A 22369-nucleotide genomic window follows, 5' to 3' on the forward strand; every position below is an offset into this window, starting at 1 on the left:
CAAATGTTATCATTTATTTTGCAAGCGCTTTTTTACGATGAGGCCAGAGGAGGCAAAAGGAGATTTCGGCTACTATCCTGGGTCACTAAGTTCAGCTAATGGTGATATTTCTTTTGCCATGGACTTCTTTTCTACTCAGTAGCTTGTTCAGCGCATCGATGTAAGCTTTGGCGCTAGCTTCCAAAATATCAGTACTTGTGCCTCTTCCCAGTGCTGTGTACTCACCTTGCCTCAAAATGGCGTGTACTTCCCCCAACGCATCTTTGCCATATGTTACAGATTGGATCGAATAATCCTCCAACTCCACCTCTTCTTCACCACTGGCCTTGTCTATAGCATGGAAAATCGCATCTACAGAACCGTTACCCATTGCTACTTCATCAATTGCTGTCCCATCTTGTTTACTCAACCGAATGGATGCGACTGGAACCGACTGATTGCCATAGGACACCTGAATGGAATCCAGTGTGTAAATTTGAGGCGAGGCATTGCGGCTTTCATCCATCAGGACGAGCAAATCTTCATCCAACACCTGTTTTTTCTTATCCGTCAAGTCCTTGAATTTGCGGAACGCCTCTTGCAGCTGTTCCTCCGTCAAAGCTTCAAACCCCATGTCCGCCAGTTTTTCTTTAAATGCATGTCTACCCGAGTGCTTGCCCAATACAAGTTTACTTGTCTTCAGACCAATACGCTCAGGGGACACGATCTCATACGTTGTACGCTCTTTAAGCATTCCGTCCTGATGTATACCAGACTCGTGCGCAAACGCATTGGCTCCAACAATGGCCTTGTTTCCCGGTACCGACATCCCCGTACGTTTGCTCACCAGGCGACTGGTGGCATACAACTCCTCCAAAACCAGACTCGTTTGTGCACCATAGAGCTCGGTTCTAGTGTCAAGGGCCAGTGCAACTTCCTCGATAGGTGTATTTCCGGCTCGCTCACCGATGCCATTGATGGTACCTTCAAATTGGTCTACACCATTACGGATAGCCGCCAGCGTGTTAGCTGTTGCCATACCAAGATCATCATGACAATGTGTGCTAAGTTGTATTTTTTCGATACCGGGCACTTGTTGTTTTACAATTCTAAACATTTCACCGAACTGGTCCGGCGAGGCATATCCCACCGTATCCGGTAAATTGACGACTGTCGCTCCAGCACGAATCGCCATATCCACGACCTCACAAATAAAGTCCAGCTCGGTACGACTGGCGTCCTCTGCTGAAAATTCTACCTTGCTGAAATACTTGCGTCCATAACGAATGGCAGCTGCAGCGGTCTCTAATACTTTCGCTTTATCCATTCGCAGCTTATGTTGGCGGTGAATGGGCGAGGTAGCCAGGAACAAATGAAGACAGGCATCCTCAGCTCCTTGTAGCGCCTCTCTGACTGCATCAATATCCTGTTCCTTCGAGCGTGCAAAACCAACCAGTGTTGCTTGGGTAACCTGTTTGGCAATCTCCTGCATGCTGATAATCTCACCAGGCGAGGTTGCTGGAAAGCCAGTCTCAATCCGATCTACGCCTAACTTTTGCAGCTGAAGAGCAATTTCCACCTTTTCTGTGCTGGTTAAGCTAACTCCTGGTGATTGCTCTCCATCTCTTAACGTTGTGTCCAACACCCATATTTTACGCATACAGATACCACCTTTGGATTGATTTTAGGAGATGTTCGAGTAGAAGACTTAAAATCCGTTTTATCATTCATCTGATCATCTGATGTTTAAGAGTAAAAAAATTTATGAACTTCCCATATGCTTTTGCAGCTCCAGCTTGGTGCCGTCCAAATGTTGAATGCTATACAGCTCGGCAGCCTTGCCATCCTGATCCCGGATTGCTTCATATATTTTTTCATGCTGCAAAGTAAAATGATTTTGCATCGCTGGATCGGTAATGAGATTGTTCAATGCCTTGCGAATGGCCTCTACAAAGCTGCCATATACGTCTGTAAGCACCTTGTTGCGTGTAGCTCCGGCAACAGCCAAGTGAAAAATGATATCCGCATCTAAGTACCCAGACAAATCTCCAGCGGCCAAAGTTGCAGCACGACGGTCCAGCGCCGCACGCATTAAGTGTAAATCCTCGTCATTACGACGTAATGCAGCCAATCTGGCAATCTCTAGTTCCAATACACTCCGTACTTCATAAACTTCAATAATTTCAGCACGGCTTAGACGGTAATCCAATGGCTCTTGAGAAGTCGTCGGTTGGCAGACAAAAGTTCCGTGTCCTTGCTTTTTCTCTAATAGACCGGCATGTACCAGAACGCTAACCGCTTCACGCACTGTAGACCGCCCGACTCCGAATAGCTTCATGAGCTCAGGCTCGGTTGGAATCTTTGTGCCCACATTCCATTCACCAGCAGCAATTTTTCGTTGCAGCTGTTCAGCTACTTCATCGGCGATTTGCTTGCGTTTGACGGCTTGAAAAGGAAAATTCATCTGATCATCTCCTGTTTCGTATCATACTATGACTGCTTGGCATTCTGCAACCTTTTTCGTCCTCCTTCCCCATTGTCCCTTACCTGTGCTTTACATACCCAAATAAAGCCTGCACCGTTGGACACGATACAGGCTTATAAGGATAAATTAAATGCTAGGATTTCGATTTATTAGGTGTTATACAATACAAACGGCTGGTTGCCTCAAAAATATGGCCTGGAGCCAGTGCAATCAATCCGATCTCCTCAGCTGGTAGGTCCGGACGATTCGGTGCATTGATCATGTTCATTTGCGGTTCAGGACAGATGAATTCCTTGTTCGCTTTGTTATTCCAGATCATCCAATGCTTATAAGCTGTACCTACATCGTATACGAGGGTAGCCCCTGTCTTACTGTGTGTCAGTTCCATGTAGTTGCGTCCATTTTGCGGAGCTGCCGTGTAATGATTATCCATAGAGGCAAAATAAGGACTAACTCCCGTCGTCTTCAGCAGTTCCTCTTCCAGAGATAAAGGCTGGAACTGACCTGTGGCCAACAACCGTTCCGTCAGCTCACGACGCTCACCGATTGTGACCTTAATCTTGTAATCCTCAGGCGAGCTATCGGGTACGAACGGAACGCGAATCGCTGTGTGAAAGGCAAATAAGTTGGGGATCGGTTGATCGCCCTCGTTATGGATCACATAACGCTGATGCAGGCCAAATTCGTCCAGGCTGTACGTTAACTTCATGGTAAAGGTGAAGGGTAAATAGCGGAACATGGGATGTCCTTCCCTTACATGCTGATTCATTACCACATAGCTACCTTGCTCCCCGGAACCGTAGTCCTCAACCTCCCACCGAACAGTGTGTAAAAAGCCGTGCAAATGGTTGTGGGTCGCCTCTTCATTTATCGGCAGCTCATATGTAACACCATTCCACAGGAATTTTCCATCCTCATACCGATTCGGAGGGAACAGGAAAGGAATTCCGTAAACGGACGGGCTTTGCTTAAAAGCCTCTATGCTCTCAGCATCTGGCTCACGCAGAAAAGAATATCCCGTTTCATTGTCACGAAAAGAAATCAGATTTGCGCCGTTTCCCGGCAGGGCAACCGCTTCATATCGTCCAAATTTAAGACGAATCGCCGGTATTCCATAATAAAGATCACCAATTGCAGCATGTTGTTGTGTCATCAAAAAATCCTCCTTGATGAAATGACGATGTTTAATGAAAGCGTTTAGCTTTTGGCTTGACTATACCATGCTGAGCAAAAAAATTCCACGTCCACACAAAAAACGATGCCCCGCAAGGCATCGTCCTTCACACATCACTACACATAACGTCCCTGTTTGGGTACAGCCATGTGCTCAAAATCTCCCGCCAGTCGCTCCAGCTGATCTGTCAGCTCAGCACCACGCATGTAATGACCATGTCCTGTGACTGCAATCTCAGGCTTTAACTTGGCCAGCATTTCCACCGAACGCTGCGCAGCTTGCCAATCTGTTGTAAAATACGCAGGAGGTCCATGTATTTCTTTTTCCTGTAAAATAACGGCCAGTGCCGATTCCTGTTTCACCGTAATAAAAGCGTCACCGGCCACCATTAACCTTCTTCGCTCATGAAAAAGCGATACATGACCAGGTGTATGTCCTGGCGTATGCAGCCACTTCCAACCAGGGGCACCGGGGACACTGCCATCTTGGGGCAGGGATGTGATGCGATCATCGAGATCTATAGCATCATTGGGGTATAAGAAGGAAATGCCCGACATTAAACCTCCCCCTACACTAGGGTCAGGTTTTTGATAATCCTTCATTCCCGTCAAATAAGGTAATTCCAAAGGATGTGCATAAACAGGTGTACCCCAATGCTGTACCAACTCAATAACCGAACCTACATGATCAAAATGACCATGTGTAAGCACAATAGCGATCGGAGGGCCAGCGAACCGTTCCTCTGCCAGGCGTATAATCGAGTCTGTAAATCCTGTCATCCCCGTATCCACCAGCACCCAGGAGCGGCTTCCCGGCTCTCCAATAAAACACATATTTACAAACAGCGTCCGTAAGCTCAGGAGATCGGGAGCAGCCTCTTCATTTGCCGTCATTCCTTCGGTGAACAGATGATTTGCCAAAGCTTCACCCTCCTATTCACATGGAATTTCCTGTTAATATCGACCTTTAGGCTTCCCCCATGTCAGCAGATTATGCGGACACTGCTAAATATAATCCGCTTGTCACGAAAATAGACCATGTTTACATTACTCGGGTAATTTGCTCCATGCCGTATCTAGTAAATAATCGAACAAATCATCGTTCTCTTCAATCCAGCTATCCATTTGCAGCATCTCTTCCTCCACCCGTGGCTCTCCTGCAAAATGGAGACTGTAATCCCATTCCTTTCCCCTTTTACTGTGGAATGTGATTTCATATACAGAACTCTGTCCGTCTACTCCAAATACCACTTGGCCCAGATAAGCACCATTCTCATCTTTTGTCATTTGTGCCTGTTGAATATGTACTTCTTTCACTTCCTGAGGTGAATTTTGCTCTGTCATTCATCTATCCGCCCTTTCATTTTCACTAAATAGTACCAAAACTGATTTGTGAACCTTTTCGTTACATTGTACAATATATAAGCTATGTGTGGAATTTGCAAAAAAACTGTGCAAGTTACCCAAGCCTTGTTTAAGGCTTTTCGTGAAATGGAGGAAAGTTACATGTCAGATTTTCAACAAAAATTGCAAAAATATGCCGAGTTAGCCGTTCGGGTCGGCGCCAATGTACATCCTGGGCAGACACTCATCGTTCATGCGCCAATCTTGTCCGCCGAACTCGTGAGACTTATCGTCAAATCAGCGTATACTGCCGGAGCCAAGCTGGTTACAGTAAAATGGAGTGATGAGACCATTACTCGATTACAGTATGAACTAGCTCCTGATGAAACTTTTAATATTGCTCCCAAATGGTATGCAGCCGAAATGACTGAAGAGGTCGAAAATGGCGCAGCTGTACTGCATGTCATTGCAGAAAATCCGGATTTGCTTAAAGGGATTCCGTCCAGCCGAATTACTGCTGCCCAGCGCGTGCGGTCACATGAATTACGTCAATACCGCGAATATCAAATGGCCGACAAATTCAGTTGGTCTCTGATTGCTTATCCTTCAGCAGAGTGGGCTGCCAAAGTATTCCCTGATCTGCCAGCTTCAGAGCAAATGGATAAACTGTGGGATGCCATTTTCAGCACCGTGCGTGTGGATCTGGATAACCCCGTGGAGGCGTGGAAAGAGCATTTGAAAACCCTTTCCAGCAAATCTGATATTTTAAATGCCAAACGCTATAAAAAGCTGCATTATCTGGCTCCAGGCACAGACCTCACCATCGAATTGGCAAAAGATCATCTGTGGGTAGCAGCCGAAAGCGTCAACCAACAGGGACATACTTTTGTAGCCAATATGCCTACTGAGGAAGTGTTTACAGCTCCGCTCAAAACGGGAGTGAACGGTAAGGTCAGCAGCACCAAGCCACTTAGCTACAGCGGAAATATCATCGACAACTTTTCACTGACTTTTGAAAATGGACGTATTGTCGATGTACAGGCAGAGACCGGTTTGGAAACTCTTCAGCATCTCGTAGAAATGGATGAAGGTTCACACTATCTGGGCGAGGTTGCTCTCGTACCTCATAAGTCACCTATCTCTGATAAAAATATTTTATTTTATAATACGTTGTTTGACGAAAATGCCTCTAACCATTTGGCTATCGGTAATGCCTATGCATTTAACCTTAAAGGCGGCAAGGATATGACTCAAGAGCAGTTGGCTGCCAACGGCCTGAATTCCAGCCTGACACACGTCGACTTTATGATCGGTTCAGGTGAAATGGACATCAACGGCGTTACCGAGGACGGTACTGAGGAACCTATCTTCCGTAAAGGAAATTGGGCGATCTAACACGGCAAAAAAGGCTCTCACCGCTTCATGCGTGAGAGCCTTCTTGCTTCATCCTATAGGCTATGTTAGATCTATTTTACAACGTGTTAATCCAAGAATTCGCTGCAATTCCAAAAACAATTTGTACCACGCTGATGATAAAAAAGACAATAAGACAATTTACAACTCTTCGATTGGTGGTTTGATGCATGGATAAAGATGATTTCACATAAAACATACTGCCTAATATCCCCAAACACAGACCAAAGATGCCAGCAAATAGCCATCCTATAACCAAACTGACCACGACAAAAGCCCAACTCCAGCCGGGAACTTTACTCACAGGAACATAAGGTTGATTGGACCCAAGATACACACCGTCCACGGCTAAATCTGCTTTGTTGCCAATGACAACAACATTTACAGCTTTTTCTTTCAATCTAATTGGAAAATCAATCAAGTTCAAAAATGCGTTCTGGCTTTTAACCTTCTGCTCGCTTCCATTTACAATAATTTTTCCGCCAGTTAAGCTACGCTTGTACTCAATACTATATTGAGTACCTTGATCTTCTACATTCCATTTTGCCATCGCTAAACCCCTCTCAAATTTTAGGGGAGCCATAAATATACTCCCGGCATTTCCTGATTATGTACCATAAAAATCATAACATAAGCTGCAAGTTAAATAATGGGAAAAAGGCCGCTGATCAGCGACCTTTGATTCTACTTTATTTCGTATGGGGTTAGTTTCTATATCCAATTTTAGCCTTGTAGGCAAGTGAATACTGGTCAGCCGCTAAAATCGCATCAAGCACATCATCCGCTGTGACAGCAAATGGTAGATTGTGAGCAGTTTCGCCTTCTTTGGTAGCAGCCTGAGCTACCCGATACAAATCCTCTCGGGAAGCTTCCTGGAGCTTAATGTCTTCCAGCGTGACAGGCAGATCGAGTTTTAGATAAAAGTCAATATACCGCTCCACCTCGGACAAAGGTCTTTTTTCCAAGGCAAGCTGGACTAAGGTGCCAAAAGCTACCTTCTGACCATGTGTCAGGTGATGAATGTCTCCTTCCAGAACGGTAAAACCATTGTGAATCGCATGTGCGCCTGCCAAACCGCCGCTTTCAAAGCCCAAACCGCTTAGCAACGTATTGGCTTCCACTACCGCTTCAAGCGCAGGTGTGACGACTTTGCGTTTCACGGATTCGTAAGCCTGCAGTCCGTAATCGAAAAGAACTTCCTCACACTTGGACGCAATGGCTTCTGCCGCCAAGGTTGGCAAACCACCAGCCATTGTCGTTGCGCGAGCTTCAATGACCGCACGGGCTTCAATCCACGTCGCCATGGCATCTGCAATACCTGAGGAGAGAAACAAGGGCGGCGCTTGAGAAATGACTTTCGTGTCCACCAGGATCAGGCTCGGATTTTTACTGAAAAAGGTATACGTATCAAATGCACCCTCATCAGTGTACAAAACAGATAGTGCACTAGTAGGGGCATCTGTAGAAGCGGTTGTTGGAATAATCACAACCGAGGAACCGAGTAGTTCATTAACGGCTTTGGCAGTATCCAGCGTTTTACCACCACCTACACCAATGACAATGTCGACCTGGGCGCTTCGTCCCTGATCCGCAATGCGGTTGACTTCATTTTTGGATGCTTCCCCTTGAAACTCAATTTTAACCGCCGTAATATCAGTCTGTTCCAGACTTTTTACCACGCGGTCGGCTGCAATCTCCCAAACCAGCTTGTCCGCAATAACCAAGGCAGTATGACCAAATGGCTTAACATACTCACCAGCTTTATCAATCACATTTTTCCCTTGCACATATTTACCTGGACTAATAAATACTTTTTCGCTCATCGTTTAACTCTCCCTTCCAAGTTTGTACAATTTCTATTATACGGCTGAAAGGGCACACATCTCAATTTCGAAACCAAGATCTTCAATCATTTGATGATCAAATGTGACCTCTTGGCCTTCTGTCGTTAAATAATCTCCTACAAAAATTGAATTCGCTGCATACAGGCATAGCGGTTGTAACGAGCGTAAATTCAACTCTCGTCCACCTGCAACGCGTATTTCTTTGGATGGACAGATGAAGCGGAACAGTGCCAGCACCTTCAAAGCTTGGATAGGTGATATTCGCTTTGCTCCCTCCAACGGGGTTCCAGGGACTGGATTCAAGAAGTTAACCGGAATAGAGTCAGCATCTAACTCCCGTAAGGCATAAGCCATTTGAACGATTTCCTCATTCGTTTCCCCCATCCCGATAATAACGCCAGAGCATGGAGACATTCCGTGAGATTGAGCCATTTTCACAGTTTCGACGCGTTGATCGTATGTATGTGTGGTTGTAATCGAGGGATAGTTGGCCTTACTTGTATTTAAATTATGATTGTATCGATGTACCCCAGCCTTTGCCAACCGCCGTGCCTGATCTCCCTTGAGAATCCCTAAGCAGGCGCAAATTTTGAGCGGCATCGTGCGATTAATTTCTTGTACTGCCTCAATCACCTGATCCAGTTCTCGATCTGTTGGACCTTTGCCGGAAGCTACGATGCAATAGGTCCCTGCTCTCCGCGCTACTGCTTCCCTAGCTCCAGCCAATAGTGATTCCTTGTCCAACATACTGTACTTGCTCACAGGCGCCGTGGATACGATAGATTGTGAGCAATAACCGCAATCCTCCGGGCATAGGCCACTTTTGGCATTGATGATCATGTTGAGCTTTACTTTTTTTTCATAGAAATGATGCCGCACCCGAAATGAAGCTTGCATAATCGGTAATAATTCTTCATCGTCGGCTTCCAGTACCGCTATGCCTTCTTCCAGCAATACACGGCTGCCGTGTATTGCTTTTTCAGCCAACGAGTCCCATTCTATAACCTTGTTTAGTAAATTCATACTTCTTGCCTCCCAAAATTTAATGATCAGGTAAATGGATAAGATTTTCAGCGTAGAGAAGTTCTTTTTTTATTGTCAACCTAAAGAATTATAATAAGGTTGACAATTACACGAACATCATATCAATTCATGTCCATTCTGTAAAGAAGACAAAATAAAAAGCGACCCCACATCGTTCAAGGTCGCTCTCTAGATTTATTCCGTTATGAGACTCCTGCTTCTTCCACGATGATAGGCTGTTTTATCAGCCGAATACGTGAAATCCGCTTGTTTTCAACTTCTTCTACCGTGAACATACATCCCTCAAACACTACAGACTGGCCAGGCAGTGGGGGAATAACCTCGACATGTGAGTATAGCCAGCCCCCTACCGTATCATAATCCTCATGATCAAGATCCAGTCCAAAGCGATCGTTCACTTCATCAATTAATAACATGCCGTCAATGGAAAATTCCTCGTCATTAATCTGCTCACAACTTGGACGCTCCTGATCGAACTCATCCTGAATTTCACCAACGATTTCTTCCATAATATCTTCCAGTGTTACCATACCCGATGTACCGCCATATTCATCAATCAAAATTGCGATTTGCGTCTTGCTACGCTGCATACGTTTGAGCAGATCACTAATTTGCGTAGATTCAGGGACAGCAAGAATCGGTCGAATCATCGTACGGGTATCCAGTGTGTTCGCCCGTAGAAGGTCCTTAATATGGATAAAGCCGATAATATGGTCCTTATCTTCGGCGCAGATTGGATAACGGGTTCTCATGCTTTCCGTCGCAATCGCGAGATTTTCTTCTGTGGACTCATTACTGTATAAGCAGATCATCTCAGTTCGCGGAATCATGATTTCCCTGGCGGTCGTGTCGGTAAAATCAAATATATTATCAACAAGCGCCAATTCCGTATTATCAATTAGTCCGCTCTTATTGCTTTCTTTCATCAGAATGCGTATTTCATCTCCGGTATGCGCGGAATCGTCATTCTCGGATACCGGCTCCAGACGGAATAAACGCAGCAGGCTGTTCGCCATTCCATTCAACGCCCATATGAATGGATACATCAACTTGTAAAACCAAGTCATCAGCATGGCTGAATACAGCGTAATGGTCTCAGATTTACGAATAGCTATCGTTTTGGGCGCCAATTCACCCAAGACAATATGCAGAATCGTAATGACAATAAATGCAATAACCACGGCAGTACCGTGCACATATACCGCTCCTAATCCGGCGGCTGTAAATACAGGTTCGATCAAATGTGCGATGGCCGGCTCTCCGATCCATCCTAGTCCCAACGATGCTAGTGTAATACCCAACTGGCAGGCAGACAAATAAGCGTCCAAGTTGTGTAACATATTGGCGGCGTACACGGCCTTTTTATTGCCCGCTTCCACCAATGTTTCAATACGGCTGCCTCTGACCTTCACCATGGCAAATTCCGCAGATACAAAAAAACCATTCAATAGTACTAATGCAAAAACAATAAATAAGTTAAACATACTCGGTAAAGGGTCACTCAATATGCTCCCCATCAGCCGTCATTACGGCAGACAGGCGCACCTCCTTCGGATAGTTTCATCATAGACAGAACGATAACACATCATAAGCAGCGTCAACTTCCCAACACATTCACTCCTTCCGGCTTCCAAAGCCATATTCCGCATAAATGATTAGATCATTCATCAGCTTATATTTAATTATATAACTATACTCTATACAGTCAAACCACAAGCAATGTCAGAAAAAACAGCTCCTCTATCATTTAGGTTGTAAAGCTCTCGTTTTCGCCGCTTACCATCAAGAAAGCTACTATATTTGAGAAAGATTATAAACAAAATACATCCCCTGCCGTCTGGCAGAGGATGTAGACTCATATATATGAAGGCATCAGCGAACCGGGGATGCACCCGGGTTCCCGATGACGCCGGGATATTGGTACAACAACGGCTCATCAAATGTTGCATAGTCCAGGTTTAGCATTAGTAGAATGGTCCGTTTGCCCGTCGCCGGATCACTAATAATAATGTGGTCCCGACCTGCTGCTTCCAGAATGCCTTTGAATATTTTCGCATTCCATTCCCGGTTATTTTCATAGGTCATATAAAAGGTTCCCGTTTTTCCTAAGTTCAAGCGTAAAATATTTTCGATGTATGATTGCTCGTATTGCGGAGTCTGAACCTGCACTACGGTACCCGTTGGTGTCATAGGGCTGCCACTACTTACTTGAGGTGGAAAGCCAGTCATAGGCTGCATGGTTCCGATTGGAGTCATCCCTCTTGGCCATTCGGGATACCCATTGCCGGAAGCATAAGATACGGGACGGTAAGCTTGCTGTGAAATCATGTAAATTCCTCCTAAAATGGTTTAAATTTAATTCTTCAAGCCATTCTGTAAATTGTCTAATATACATTAGGACAATCCTGTACAGTCGGGCTAAAAAAGCAGTGGGCTTTAAAACGTCCGGTATTGACCTGGCTATACCAGGTATCTGGGCAGTCTCCGGCAGGTCTGAAAAACCATAATGAATTGGATGCCGGACGTATTTTCTCTCCATTGATTACACGCTGGGCAAGTCGAATGTCCCGATCACGGGCTTTCTGATAAAAATACCCCTTCTGAGTAGCCTCAAACCCGCCGGGGCTTTGAAACACCATGTCATTCATCATACGTATGCCCTGGAAATCCAGGCAATTGGATAAAATCCGGTTCACCCCAACATTACCGACCATGAGCATTCCCTGCTCTCCTTCGCCTTCGGCCTCAGCCCGCATCAGTCGGGCGAGGGTCCTTACATCCTCTGAGTTGGTCTTGATTACAGCCACCGCGTCCCCTCCTCGCTTCTCCATCACATACCCTATCGTATGGTACAAATGCCCAATGGGTGACAGTCCAGAAAAACAAAAAAATAGCCCCAAGACTGGGACTACTCATTTAGGCTTTTATTATGGCTCATAAATCATTTTGCGCGTCATGCCACCATCTACTACCAGATTCGTGCCTGTTACAAAATCATTGCCGGGTTGTGTCAAATACAGACAGGCCCGTGCGATGTCTTTAGGGGTTCCTACTCGCCCAGACGGATGCTGTTGATGGTCTTCTGCACGCAGTTGCTCATAATCCCCGGTTTCAATCCACCCTGGACTGATGCAATTGACCTGAATCCCGTCCTTTCCTAGCGACATAGCCATCGCGTGTGTAAGGGCCGCAATGGCTCCTTTGGATGCCGCGTAGGCTTCTGTATCCGGCTCTGACATGAAAGCTCGTGTAGAGGTCATATTGACCACAGAGCCACCTTCTACGTTTCGTTTCATTACCTTAGCCGCTTCCCTAGTGGCAATAAAACAGCTGCGTACGTTTGTATTCAAAATGTCATCCCATTCTTCTATCGTTAACTCATATGGAGATTTCCATTTGGACACGCCAGCGTTGTTAATTAGCGTATGAATCGTACCGTATTCTTCTTCCGTGGCACGGATTAGCGCTACAATATCCTCTTCCTTCCGCACATCACAAGGAATAAAAATGGCCTGATAGCCCTCGTTCCGGGCTGCTGCAGCGGCTGCGGCACCCTCTTCCTCATTGTGGTCCGCAAATACAACATGGGCACCCTGAGCAGCGTAGGCAAAAGCGACCTCTTTCCCGATGCCATGCGCCGCTCCTGTTACAATAACAACTTGTCCCTCAAATGACACAAATCATTCCTCCTCTGAACTACTCTGTTCTAGTATATATGTACCAAAATGTGCTGTACAAGAAACATCTACAGCCCCCTACCCTGATTTCTCGCAGAAGGCTGTAAATGAATCCAAGAACATTAGACTGAAATCTACATTTTAACCTGTTCCAAGCTATAGCGATTAAGACGCTGAAACCCGATATACCTTGTACCCTGAAAAGTAAGCCGTCCCTCATCACCTTCAGCGCATTGACCATATTCTTCCCCAGATACCTTGAACTCCATCCGGTCGCCACTCTCCACCTCGAAGGTTACGTAATAGAAAGTATAGGTACGAGTCCCTTGTTCCTCCTGCCGCCTCTGTTGGAGATGTGTCCTTCTGGCTGTAATTCGGGAACCGACCGTCAATACAGGCTGTCTTTTATTCCGACTCCATTCCATGACTTCCCTACCTGCAGACAACACGACAATTCCCAACACGACAACGAAAAATACGGGCAGTACCGTGCCCAGCCAATCGAACATCCATAATGACTCAAATCCCATGCACCGCACTCCTCTCCGCCAGGCATTCCACAGGGAAACTACCGGGCATCCTGACCTGACCTAAGCTTTCTATAACAGTATATGTATGTTCCTGCCCAAATTTGATAGCAACTCTCAAGAACGCCAAGAGCCCCCACGGAATAGTCCGGGAGGCTCAAGATATGGCGATATCAGAATGATGCATCAATTTACACATGTACAAGCTGGAGATAACGTTGTGTTTCATCCAGAACTTCATGATCTTCGTCTTCAGCGTAACGCTCTGCACACTGCTTGCAGTCCTCTTCAGTCGTGCAACCATAGGCATCCTGGCAAGTATAACAAAATTGAAGGTAGTATTGGGTTAACATATGATCCTGATTCGCTGTCATGATTATCACTCCTATCGTTGTTTACAGGTTTAGTATAACAGCGGCTTATTCGTTGGTTTGTGATTTTTTTCACATATAGTCGTATAAAATTTAAATTTTTTAAAAATAAAACGCCCTGGGAAAAACACCCCAGGGCAATCAGCTTTATAGCGATTATAAAATTCTCCAGTTCGCACCGCCGTCCGTCGTCTTCAGCAGCAGTGACTTCTTATCATCAAGGCGTTCCAAAAGGAGCCAACCCACCGAAGAAGAAGCGAAACGGAGCTTGACCGATCGTGGGTAGTCTTTTAGCTTCAAAGGTAGCACTTTGTTGCCTGTGAGACTTGTCCACGTCTTTCCCCCATCCAATGTACGGCTCATTCCGGTTTCAGTTATGATCCACCCTTCCTTTTCGTTTAGAAACGTACGTCCAGGGATAATAGAATTAATGTTGCTACTCAGACCCAAAGGCACACCGCTCCATTGGGCCCCTGTATCATTTGTAAACAGTCCATTATATTTTGTGCCGTTAGCCCCATAGCAAAGAACCGGAATCCAATACGAGGAACTGCTCCCTTTCAGAGACTGCTGAGCTTCTGCTTTGGCCTGAGGGCAGCCTTGTATTCTGTTAGCTACCGGAGTCCAGGTTTTCCCTTGATTCGAAGTCTTGTATAACTTAACACTGCTATCCAGATTGATCGCTACAAATCCCTGATTGTTGGAAGAAAAGCTCATTCCTGCCAGACTGCCCCGATCGGGTAAACCTGAGCCTGTTTTGTTGGATGTCGTACCAGAACTTTGCGCAACTTTATTCCACGTGGCTCCCCCGTCAGTGGTGTGATACAACAGTTTTTGTTGATCCTGCTCATTCAGTTTTACATATGCCATGATCCAGCCAGTAGTTGGATTTACATATTGAATCGAGCTCACATGATCCCCGCTTGGAAGCGCTGAAACATCCCAGCTCTGTCCTCCATCTGCTGTTCTCAGAATGACGGTTGCTGTTTTGTCCAAATTTTGACGGACAACCCAACCGTGACGAGAATCAGTGAAACTGATGTCCTTTCCATATTCAAGTTTGTCTTGAAATTGGACATTTTCGGAGGGGGAAATATTATTCCATGTCTTTCCGCCATCATGAGTATCATAAAGCCGGAGCTCATTATGGGTAACTCCCCAAACTAACCCTTTATTGTTATCAATTAAATGAAAATCCGCTATTCGCGTCTGAACTACATATTTGGCGTTGGGATCGCCCACCTTTGGAGTCACTGGTGGATTAATAGTAATCGTCTGACCCTGGTCATCAGGTTCCTCAATCGGAGGTTTAGTTAACGTTTCTGGGGCTTCAGCAGAACAGGCAGTCAGTAGAGTGCCCGTCAGTAGCAGTACTCCCCCTAAGAGCGCACGCCAGCGCAGTTTCATATAAAAATCCTCCCTCGATGGCATGCTGTAATCACGTGCCAAAAGCTTATCTGAAACAGAATTATACCATAAACGCCTCTATGTGACACTTTTCGCGTAATGTCAAAAAAAACCGGACCCTTCACAAAAGTGCAGGATGCCGGCTTTTTTTATACTAGAATTTATTAAGATTTACGGTTCAACAAACTTTTGTGGTATCCATAGAAGAAATAGATCAGCAATCCAAGCAGGAGCCACACAATAAATCCAATCCAGGTGCTAATATGAAGCTGAAGCATCAGACCGATGCAAACCAAAGCACTTAAAAGCGGGAGCAACGGCACCCACGGCACGGTAAAGCCTCTTTTCAAATCAGGGCGTTTCTTGCGCAACACGATAACCCCTACCGATACCACAGCAAAAGCGAACAGGGTTCCAATACTCGTCAAATTGGTCAGTGCATGTAATGGAAACAATCCACTAGCCAATGCGATAATGCTGCCCACCAGCCAAGTGCTTCGTATCGGTGTTTGAGTTTTGGCATTTATTTTGGATAAAAAAACGGGTAAAAGGCCATCACGTGACATAGAGAAAATTAACCGCGTTTGACCAAACAACAGCACCAGTAAAACGGTGGTCATCCCCGCAATCGCACCGACTGAAATCAATCCGGCAACAAAATCCTGATGAATAAAGCGGAGAGCAAACGCAACAGGATCACTTACCCCCAACTGCGTATAAGGTACCATTCCTGTTAGTACAACTGAAACCGCAATATACAGTACCGTGCAGATCGCTAGAGAAGAAATAATGCCGATGGGCATATTCCGCTGCGGATTGCGAACCTCTTCGGCTGCAGTTGAGATGGCATCAAAACCCAGATAAGCAAAAAATACGATTGCCGCAGCACTCAAAACACCAGAAAAACCATAAGGCAAAAATGGTGTCCAGTTGTCAGGCTTAACATAAAAGATACCGATCCCAATAAATAGCAATACAACTCCGACTTTAACACAAACCATTATTAAATTGAATCGGACCGTCTCCTTGGCTCCGAGACTCAGTAACAGTGTGATGAGCATAATGATGCACACGGCTGGTAGATCAATAATGGTTCCCTTAGTTGAATCGAAGGCTGCGGTTAAAGCCAGCGGTAAATGTACATCAAATCCAGCCAGCAAGCCTTGAAAGTAAGCAGACCATCCACTACTCACAGAGGCGGCCGCCACTCCGTATTCCAGAATCAGGTCCCAACCCAGTACCCAGGCCAAAATTTCTCCAAATACAATATAACTATACGCATAAGCGCTCCCAGCTGCGGGAACTGTAGATGAAAGCTCCGCATAACACAAGGCTGCTAGTACGCAGGCAATACCTGCAATAACAAAGGAGAGCATCAATCCAGGACCTGCATTTTCTGCTGCTGCCTTGCCAGTAATAACAAAAATCCCAGTACCGATAATACATCCTACACCTAGCATGGTGAGATCAAAGGCACCCATTGTTCTCTTTAAGTGACCTGTAGATCCGCTTTCCTCATGCGGGAGCAGTCCTGTTTTTTTTCGAAATAAGTCCATATGCCGAATCCTCTTTCCATAATTTCATGCGTCAATATCGGTGCTGCAACGCTTTAGTGCGTGTTCTTATCATTCGATTAATTATTAGCGAGCTCGTCTTTGAAGTCAAGGAAAAATGTCATATTTCTTTGCGGTGGGTAAATATATACGGTACACTAAGTTGGAAAGATAAATTTTTAAGAAATACCCCAAAATGAAAAGGTATTCAACCCGAGAAGGAGATGAGGATTTTATGAGCTTAAAACCTTACAAACGAAGTAGAGTGGCCATTGTCGGCATGGGAGCGGTTGGTACAACAACCGGCTATACCCTACTGCTGCGCCAACGCATGTCAGAACTTGTCTTTATTGATGTCAACGTCAAAAAGGCGAAGGGGGAAATGCTCGATATGAATCATGGGCTTCCCTTTCTCGGTGGTGTCAAAGTGTGGGCAGGTGATTATGAAGACTGCCGTGATGCAGATATCATTATTGTTACAGCAGGTGCTTCACAAAAGCCGGGAGAAACGCGCATTGATTTGCTGAAGCGTAATGCCGAAATTTTTGAAAGTATTATTGATAATATCGTCAAGGTCAATACACATGGCATTTTGCTGATCGCTACCAATCCAGTGGACATTCTCTCCTACATCTCTTGGAAACGCAGTGGTTGGCCTTCAAGCAGAGTCATTGGGTCAGGTACGTTGCTGGACAGCGCACGCTTCCGTTATTTGATCGGGAAGCAAAAGGGCATCGATCCACGAAGCATCCACGCCCATATTATTGGAGAACACGGTGACTCCGAGTTACCTGTATGGAGCACAGCCAACGTAGCTGGAACTCCACTGGAACTGGGTGAAGAAACGAAAAATGAAATTTTTGAAAATACCAAGAATGCTGCCTATGAAATTATAGATGCTAAAGGCGCAACTTCTTATGCTATCGGGCTGGCTCTCGACCGAATCGTAGCCGCCATTCTCGGGGACGAGGGGTCGGTACTTAATGTGTCCACCTTGCTGGAAAATTATAACGGAGTATCTGACGTATATTTAGGTGTTCCAAGTATCGTAGATCACAATGGGGTACGTGAAATTTTGGATCTTCCGCTCAATGACGAGGAACGTGCAAGATTGCTTCAATCTGCGGACAAGCTGAAGGATCAAATTAGCAAAGTTCATATGTAGATCGCGAACATAAATACTAAACAAAACTGGCCTCCACAGCGGTAATATCCGTTGAGAGGCCAGTTTTTTAGTCATTATAATGTAAAAGTTCAGTTTGTCGTCCTGCTATGCATTCGAATTACCAAGGTGGCGTATCGCCATCCACGTCCTCATTTTCATGCTGGCGTTTCTCTTTTAGCCGCTCAGCCACCGTTTCAAACGATTCAGGTTGGAGCAACTCAATCGGTGAAAATCCCTTTTCAAACGTAAATGCATCACCTTCAATAATAAGTGCATATCTATCATGAAGTTTCGTGATATGCAGTTTGGCGCCAAAGTCGGACAGTAGCCCACGCACGGCAGTATCATCTAGTTTGAAACGAACTTCAATTTCTGGTTTCAGCTCGACAATATGCTGTGCAGCCTCTACGACCTGAAGGGGTTCCCATTTCCCTTGCAGATCCCGTTTTTCGCTAGCCGCCCACAATTCCAGATCGCGCTCTTCCTGCTGTCTTTCCTCATTAGATGCATCCGGCCATTTGGTTTCTACATAGTTCTGAACGAAGCCCATGACATGCTCATTGACGATTTCCGGCATGGATTGCTCATAGGTCACGAATTTCAAAAAATCTTCAAAATACCGGGCATGCGAAGACTGGTGAATTTTAAGCTCCCACTCATCGTTCATCCCTTCCTCAAGCATGTAAGGATACATGATGGATTTCATATTACGGGCAGAAATAGCCATTTCGACCTCACTCACCAGACTGCTTTCAGTAATTCTGGCAATTTTAGGTTCAAAATCACATTTAAGCACAAAAATAAACGGATCATCCGAGTGTGTATTCAAGGTAGCCTGTACAATGATTAGCGCTCCGCCGCGTACTGCGCTCGTATCCAGATACATCCGCACCAGATCGTCACAAGCATTTTTAAAATCTTCCTTATCCTCTGCTGCCCGCAGTCGGGCGAACATATTGAAATTCGGATTACTGCTCAATTCATGCTCCGGTTCGACGATAAAGCGGCCGATTTTGGTCGGTGCCTGCTCTGTGCTGGGGTTTTTTTCAACCTTACGCTTGCTAATACGAGCAAATTCCCCGTCCAGAAATTTTTTAACATCGCTTTCGTCATAATCGTAGTCGTCCATTGTAGCGTAATGCTTATAGGACTTACCACCCTGTCCTTCTTTTCCATCTACCTGAATTACAAAAAAAGATAAAAAATCTACTTGAAAGTTCATTTACGTTCCATTCGCTCCTTTTCAGGCATGTACGCGTAATTATATCACTATGATTTTAAAAGGTACATCGGATTCAGATCCCTATTACTAGATAAACATTTTAGTTAACATAATACTTATTATGTTGATCTTTTTTTTCGTTTAGTTATCATTCCCAATTCACAAGTTTAAAGTGAGTACTTTTACCACTATTCTAATTCACGTCCTTAAGTATCATTGACCTCTTTATTTTCCATGCTCTACTTTCTTCATGATTTCAAAACACATTTGACTAATCAGTAGTTAATTTATTATATTATCTATTATTATATAGACAAAAATATATTTTGTTTATAAAAATGATATTTCAAGGGGTTTGCGCCCTGAAAACAGGAAAGGAGAGTTTGTTGTTGTTTAAAAATCCATATATAAGGACCATTATCGCCTCCAATGCGCTGCTAAATTTGGGCATTTGGGTGCGCAACTTTGCCATACTGTTGTATGTAACAGATTTGACTAATAATGATCCCGTATACGTATCGCTCATTTCGGTTGCTGAATTCATGCCTATTTTTCTGTTCGCTATCATTGGAGGAACATTCGCGGACCGTTGGCGGCCCAAACGGACCATGATTAGTTGCGATTTGCTATCCGCGGCCTCTATTTTTATTGTTTTGTTGGCATTATGGTACGGGTCATGGCAGGTGCTTTTGCTGTCCACTTTCTTTTCAGCCATTCTATCTCAATTTTCTCAGCCGTCTGCGATGAAGATATTTAAGCAGCATGTAGCACCAGAACAGCTACAGGGAGTGATGGCCCTTTTTCAATCTCTCATGGCATTATTTATGGTTATCGGCCCTGTTATCGGTACATTTATTTATCAACACTTTGGAATTTTCACTTCAATGTCTATAACCGGAATATTGTTTCTCATCTCGGCGCTTGTTCTGACTCGCATTCCACAAGATGAACAATCACTTGAGATAGATGATCAACCAACTCATTTCATTCAAGAGCTTAAAGAAGGAATACGTTATGTATGGAATAACCGCACACTTCGCACGCTTGGGGGAACATTTACCGTAATTGGGCTGGCGGTCGGACTTATTCAACCATTAATGGTTTTTGTCGCCATCGAGAACCTTGGACAAAACAAGGAATTCCTGCAATGGCCGTTAATGGCGAACGGAGCGGCTATGCTGGTGGGAGGCGGCCTGATTATGGGGGTTGCCAAAAAAGCACAGCCGCAATTGCTGCTGGTGGCCGGACTTTTGGTCAGCACACTGACAACCTTTGGTGTCGGATGGTCACACAATATTGTGCTGACAATGGCACTACAAGTTTTCAGCGGCCTATTTTATCCTTGCATTCATATCGGTATCAACACAATGATGATGAAAAACGCCGAAGCTGCTTTTATCGGCCGCGTCGGTGGTGCCCTCTCTCCCCTGTTCTCTGGGATGATGGTCGTCGGTATGAGTATCGGCGGAACACTCAAACACGAATCCTCCCTGAACACCGTATATACCGTGAGCGCCGGCTTGTTTTTGGTCGGAGCGATGCTATTGTTACCATTGCTTCGTGACAGGCAGCCCGTACAAGCTGTCATAGCCGATGATTCTAAATAACAGCACAAGAAACCGCCCCTGGAGATATGATATGGCATCCTCCGGGGGCGGTTTCTTAATGTTTGTATCATGATTTCATACAGATTATGACTCTCTTCCTTCATGCTGTCTTTTCCATAATCGTGCATACAGGCCGTACTTTTTCCGCTACCAGAAGGCCCTACAAGCGCTGTGAAAGAACGGAATGGCATAAACATGCTCACCATCCCGCAGTACAGGCTGGTCACCATACCCAAAACTTATGCGCCTCAGCTCAATGTCGTGTCTTTCCGAAGGCAGCTGGTCACCCAGCATCACTGGCTCGTTCAGCAATTGGACGATACGCTCACCTGCCTGTTGTTGTCTCTACTTTTATAACTACGAGTGATTTCAGTCTTAACTCAAACAGCGCGCACCGATTGAGTATCCGCACGCGCTGGCTGCATAGCTTCTTTCATCTGTCTACTTGACAGGGATATGACCAAAGGACGGTTTTTTATATCACTTATACATTTGTAGAAAATAGTGAAGGTGTCTTTTTCAGTGCACTTATTTTATTTCTTTCATAAAGCTCCTGAAGTTTTCAACGATTTCCTTTGATTTGGTATGGTGTAAATAATGTTCTCCTTCAAGTGTCATTACTTTTCCATGAACAGAATTTTTGACTTGCTCTTCATGTAGTGGTATCCATCTTTCCACATCTGTATTATTCGCTTGTATAAAGAAAATAAGGGGCAGATTTTTTGGGAATGTTAAATTTTTAGCTGCTTTAAAATTAGGATAAATATTTTCCATTTCGTTTGAGGTGCTGGAATTATACATGTTTTTTAGAGAAAGAATTCTCATTTGTTCTTTTGTTTCATCATCATAGGGTAGTCCAGCATATGGGTCACCAGTTAGTTTCATTACCAATCTGGCTAAACCTGATTTTTTGAGAAATTTAAACGTTTTTATTGGTAATTCAGCATCCATACCACCTTGCGTTGGAACACTGCTATCAATCCCGACAAAAGCACTCACTTCGTTTTCATATTTGTTCACATAATCCAGTCCGTAAATGCCTGCAATGGAATGACCCATTAGAATATATCGGTCAATTTTAAGACTCTGTAAAGCTTCATGAATTTCACTTACAATATTCTCTGTGTTTCGTTCCTTTTCGGTTAGATCACTTAATCCATAACCAAAAGGCTCAATAACGATGACTTTGTAAAATGGAGATAGCTCTTCTACTAGCGGTTTAAAATCAAGTGCTGGTGCTGCTGTTCCATAACCTGGTAGTAACACGACGGTCTCTTCGCCTTTTCCTTGAATCAAAACATTCATTTTTTTCCCATCTACAGGTACGAACTGACCATAGGATTGTATTTTTCCTTGCTCTGATTTGCTGCTGATAATATTAACTGTATAGACAACGGCTAGAAAAAGCACGATTGCTATAATTATTGTTCCTATTATTTTAAGCAAAATGCTTCGTACTTTATTTGTTCTCGTTCCATTCCTCATTTTCATTACCTCTCTTCGTTTCACGCTCAACTTCTCCTGTCCCATTCTGTTTGTTGGGCTACCTTAACGAGCC

21 protein-coding genes and 1 pseudogene are annotated in these 22369 nt (G+C 44.7%); 3 read left to right on the plus strand and 19 right to left on the minus strand.

Going from position 1 to position 22369, the window contains the following annotated elements:
* Positions 1-91: 91 nt before the first annotated feature.
* From MKX30_RS01595 to MKX30_RS01615, 5 genes are all read right to left on the minus strand, one after another.
* Complete coding sequence (locus MKX30_RS01595) at positions 92-1639, minus strand: 2-isopropylmalate synthase (protein ID WP_053325548.1); 1548 nt, start codon at positions 1637-1639, stop codon at positions 92-94.
* Positions 1640-1741: 102 nt separating this feature from the next.
* On the minus strand, positions 1742-2443 hold the full coding sequence (locus tag MKX30_RS01600) for a FadR/GntR family transcriptional regulator (protein WP_053325549.1): 702 nt from the start codon (positions 2441-2443) through the stop codon (positions 1742-1744).
* A gap of 154 nt (positions 2444-2597) precedes the next feature.
* A complete protein-coding gene (locus tag MKX30_RS01605; RefSeq protein ID WP_028541645.1) occupies positions 2598-3617 on the minus strand; it encodes an aldose 1-epimerase in 1020 nt (339 codons plus the stop codon).
* Positions 3618-3754: 137 nt separating this feature from the next.
* Complete coding sequence (locus MKX30_RS01610) at positions 3755-4558, minus strand: MBL fold metallo-hydrolase (protein ID WP_053325550.1); 804 nt, start codon at positions 4556-4558, stop codon at positions 3755-3757.
* Positions 4559-4684: 126 nt separating this feature from the next.
* A complete protein-coding gene (locus MKX30_RS01615; protein ID WP_028541647.1) occupies positions 4685-4981 on the minus strand; it encodes a hypothetical protein in 297 nt (98 codons plus the stop codon).
* Positions 4982-5143: 162 nt separating this feature from the next.
* On the opposite strand from MKX30_RS01615, the gene MKX30_RS01620 reads away from it, so the two are divergent.
* Positions 5144-6376: an aminopeptidase gene (locus tag MKX30_RS01620; protein WP_025722749.1), complete on the plus strand. Its 1233-nt coding sequence runs from the start codon at positions 5144-5146 to the stop codon at positions 6374-6376.
* A gap of 76 nt (positions 6377-6452) precedes the next feature.
* Here the strand turns inward: MKX30_RS01620 and MKX30_RS01625 are convergent, their stop codons facing one another.
* The 11 genes from MKX30_RS01625 to MKX30_RS01675 form a co-directional block, all read right to left on the minus strand.
* Positions 6453-6944 (minus strand): hypothetical protein, encoded by a 492-nt coding sequence (locus MKX30_RS01625; RefSeq protein ID WP_028541648.1) that lies wholly within the window; start codon positions 6942-6944, stop codon positions 6453-6455.
* A 154-nt stretch (positions 6945-7098) separates the two neighbouring features.
* A complete protein-coding gene (locus tag MKX30_RS01630) occupies positions 7099-8217 on the minus strand; it encodes a glycerol dehydrogenase (protein ID WP_023988881.1) in 1119 nt (372 codons plus the stop codon).
* A gap of 36 nt (positions 8218-8253) precedes the next feature.
* Positions 8254-9261: a biotin synthase BioB gene (gene bioB, locus MKX30_RS01635; protein ID WP_023988882.1), complete on the minus strand. Its 1008-nt coding sequence runs from the start codon at positions 9259-9261 to the stop codon at positions 8254-8256.
* Between the two features lie 203 nt (positions 9262-9464).
* Entirely contained in the window at positions 9465-10766 is a 1302-nt protein-coding gene (locus tag MKX30_RS01640) for a hemolysin family protein (protein ID WP_175405309.1), read from the minus strand.
* A 388-nt stretch (positions 10767-11154) separates the two neighbouring features.
* Positions 11155-11610 (minus strand): spore coat protein GerQ, encoded by a 456-nt coding sequence (gene gerQ / locus MKX30_RS01645; protein WP_023988884.1) that lies wholly within the window; start codon positions 11608-11610, stop codon positions 11155-11157.
* Positions 11611-11666: 56 nt separating this feature from the next.
* Complete coding sequence (locus MKX30_RS01650) at positions 11667-12089, minus strand: cell wall hydrolase (RefSeq protein ID WP_023988885.1); 423 nt, start codon at positions 12087-12089, stop codon at positions 11667-11669.
* A gap of 120 nt (positions 12090-12209) precedes the next feature.
* On the minus strand, positions 12210-12959 hold the full coding sequence (locus tag MKX30_RS01655; protein ID WP_341062369.1) for an SDR family NAD(P)-dependent oxidoreductase: 750 nt from the start codon (positions 12957-12959) through the stop codon (positions 12210-12212).
* A gap of 134 nt (positions 12960-13093) precedes the next feature.
* Positions 13094-13489, minus strand: coding sequence for a DUF2500 domain-containing protein (locus MKX30_RS01660; RefSeq protein WP_013371386.1), 396 nt, complete (start codon positions 13487-13489; stop codon positions 13094-13096).
* A 188-nt stretch (positions 13490-13677) separates the two neighbouring features.
* Complete coding sequence (locus MKX30_RS01665; RefSeq protein WP_028541651.1) at positions 13678-13860, minus strand: hypothetical protein; 183 nt, start codon at positions 13858-13860, stop codon at positions 13678-13680.
* 153 nt (positions 13861-14013) lie between these two features.
* Positions 14014-15264, minus strand: a complete 1251-nt coding sequence (locus MKX30_RS01670; RefSeq protein ID WP_341062370.1) for a WD40/YVTN/BNR-like repeat-containing protein — start codon at positions 15262-15264, stop codon at positions 14014-14016.
* A 164-nt stretch (positions 15265-15428) separates the two neighbouring features.
* Positions 15429-16820, minus strand: a complete 1392-nt coding sequence (locus MKX30_RS01675) for an amino acid permease (RefSeq protein WP_023988889.1) — start codon at positions 16818-16820, stop codon at positions 15429-15431.
* 232 nt (positions 16821-17052) lie between these two features.
* On the opposite strand from MKX30_RS01675, the gene MKX30_RS01680 reads away from it, so the two are divergent.
* Positions 17053-17982, plus strand: a complete 930-nt coding sequence (locus MKX30_RS01680) for an L-lactate dehydrogenase (protein WP_053325554.1) — start codon at positions 17053-17055, stop codon at positions 17980-17982.
* 118 nt (positions 17983-18100) lie between these two features.
* Here the strand turns inward: MKX30_RS01680 and MKX30_RS01685 are convergent, their stop codons facing one another.
* A complete protein-coding gene (locus tag MKX30_RS01685; protein ID WP_028541652.1) occupies positions 18101-19204 on the minus strand; it encodes a DUF3900 domain-containing protein in 1104 nt (367 codons plus the stop codon).
* A gap of 389 nt (positions 19205-19593) precedes the next feature.
* Between MKX30_RS01685 and MKX30_RS01690 the strand changes: the two genes are divergently transcribed.
* Complete coding sequence (locus MKX30_RS01690) at positions 19594-20811, plus strand: MFS transporter (RefSeq protein ID WP_028541653.1); 1218 nt, start codon at positions 19594-19596, stop codon at positions 20809-20811.
* A gap of 134 nt (positions 20812-20945) precedes the next feature.
* Here the strand turns inward: MKX30_RS01690 and MKX30_RS01695 are convergent.
* Positions 20946-21150 (minus strand): annotated as a pseudogene (locus MKX30_RS01695) (ABC transporter ATP-binding protein); the annotation flags it as partial.
* Positions 21151-21339: 189 nt separating this feature from the next.
* Positions 21340-22302, minus strand: a complete 963-nt coding sequence (locus MKX30_RS01700) for an alpha/beta fold hydrolase (RefSeq protein ID WP_202404184.1) — start codon at positions 22300-22302, stop codon at positions 21340-21342.
* Between the last annotated feature and the right edge of the window lie 67 nt (positions 22303-22369).

The organism is Paenibacillus sp. FSL P2-0173 (genome assembly GCF_038008045.1).
Taxonomy (GTDB): domain Bacteria; phylum Bacillota; class Bacilli; order Paenibacillales; family Paenibacillaceae; genus Paenibacillus; species Paenibacillus polymyxa_B.

Excerpts from the sequence above, each read along its gene's own strand:
- MKX30_RS01700 (WP_202404184.1), bottom strand. The coding sequence starts at position 22,302 with ATGAAAATGAGGAATGGAACGAGAACAAATAAAGTACGAAGCATTTTG.
- MKX30_RS01665 (WP_028541651.1), bottom strand. The coding sequence starts at position 13,860 with ATGACAGCGAATCAGGATCATATGTTAACCCAATACTACCTTCAATTT.
- MKX30_RS01600 (WP_053325549.1), bottom strand. The coding sequence starts at position 2,443 with ATGAATTTTCCTTTTCAAGCCGTCAAACGCAAGCAAATCGCCGATGAA.
- MKX30_RS01615 (WP_028541647.1), bottom strand. The coding sequence starts at position 4,981 with ATGACAGAGCAAAATTCACCTCAGGAAGTGAAAGAAGTACATATTCAA.
- MKX30_RS01660 (WP_013371386.1), bottom strand. The coding sequence starts at position 13,489 with ATGGGATTTGAGTCATTATGGATGTTCGATTGGCTGGGCACGGTACTG.
- MKX30_RS01595 (WP_053325548.1), bottom strand. The coding sequence starts at position 1,639 with ATGCGTAAAATATGGGTGTTGGACACAACGTTAAGAGATGGAGAGCAA.
- MKX30_RS01620 (WP_025722749.1), top strand. The coding sequence starts at position 5,144 with ATGTCAGATTTTCAACAAAAATTGCAAAAATATGCCGAGTTAGCCGTT.
- bioB (WP_023988882.1), bottom strand. The coding sequence starts at position 9,261 with ATGAATTTACTAAACAAGGTTATAGAATGGGACTCGTTGGCTGAAAAA.
- MKX30_RS01630 (WP_023988881.1), bottom strand. The coding sequence starts at position 8,217 with ATGAGCGAAAAAGTATTTATTAGTCCAGGTAAATATGTGCAAGGGAAA.
- MKX30_RS01605 (WP_028541645.1), bottom strand. The coding sequence starts at position 3,617 with ATGACACAACAACATGCTGCAATTGGTGATCTTTATTATGGAATACCG.
- MKX30_RS01670 (WP_341062370.1), bottom strand. The coding sequence starts at position 15,264 with ATGAAACTGCGCTGGCGTGCGCTCTTAGGGGGAGTACTGCTACTGACG.
- gerQ (WP_023988884.1), bottom strand. The coding sequence starts at position 11,610 with ATGATTTCACAGCAAGCTTACCGTCCCGTATCTTATGCTTCCGGCAAT.
- MKX30_RS01625 (WP_028541648.1), bottom strand. The coding sequence starts at position 6,944 with ATGGCAAAATGGAATGTAGAAGATCAAGGTACTCAATATAGTATTGAG.
- MKX30_RS01680 (WP_053325554.1), top strand. The coding sequence starts at position 17,053 with ATGAGCTTAAAACCTTACAAACGAAGTAGAGTGGCCATTGTCGGCATG.
- MKX30_RS01640 (WP_175405309.1), bottom strand. The coding sequence starts at position 10,766 with ATGTTTAACTTATTTATTGTTTTTGCATTAGTACTATTGAATGGTTTT.
- MKX30_RS01675 (WP_023988889.1), bottom strand. The coding sequence starts at position 16,820 with ATGGACTTATTTCGAAAAAAAACAGGACTGCTCCCGCATGAGGAAAGC.
- MKX30_RS01685 (WP_028541652.1), bottom strand. The coding sequence starts at position 19,204 with ATGAACTTTCAAGTAGATTTTTTATCTTTTTTTGTAATTCAGGTAGAT.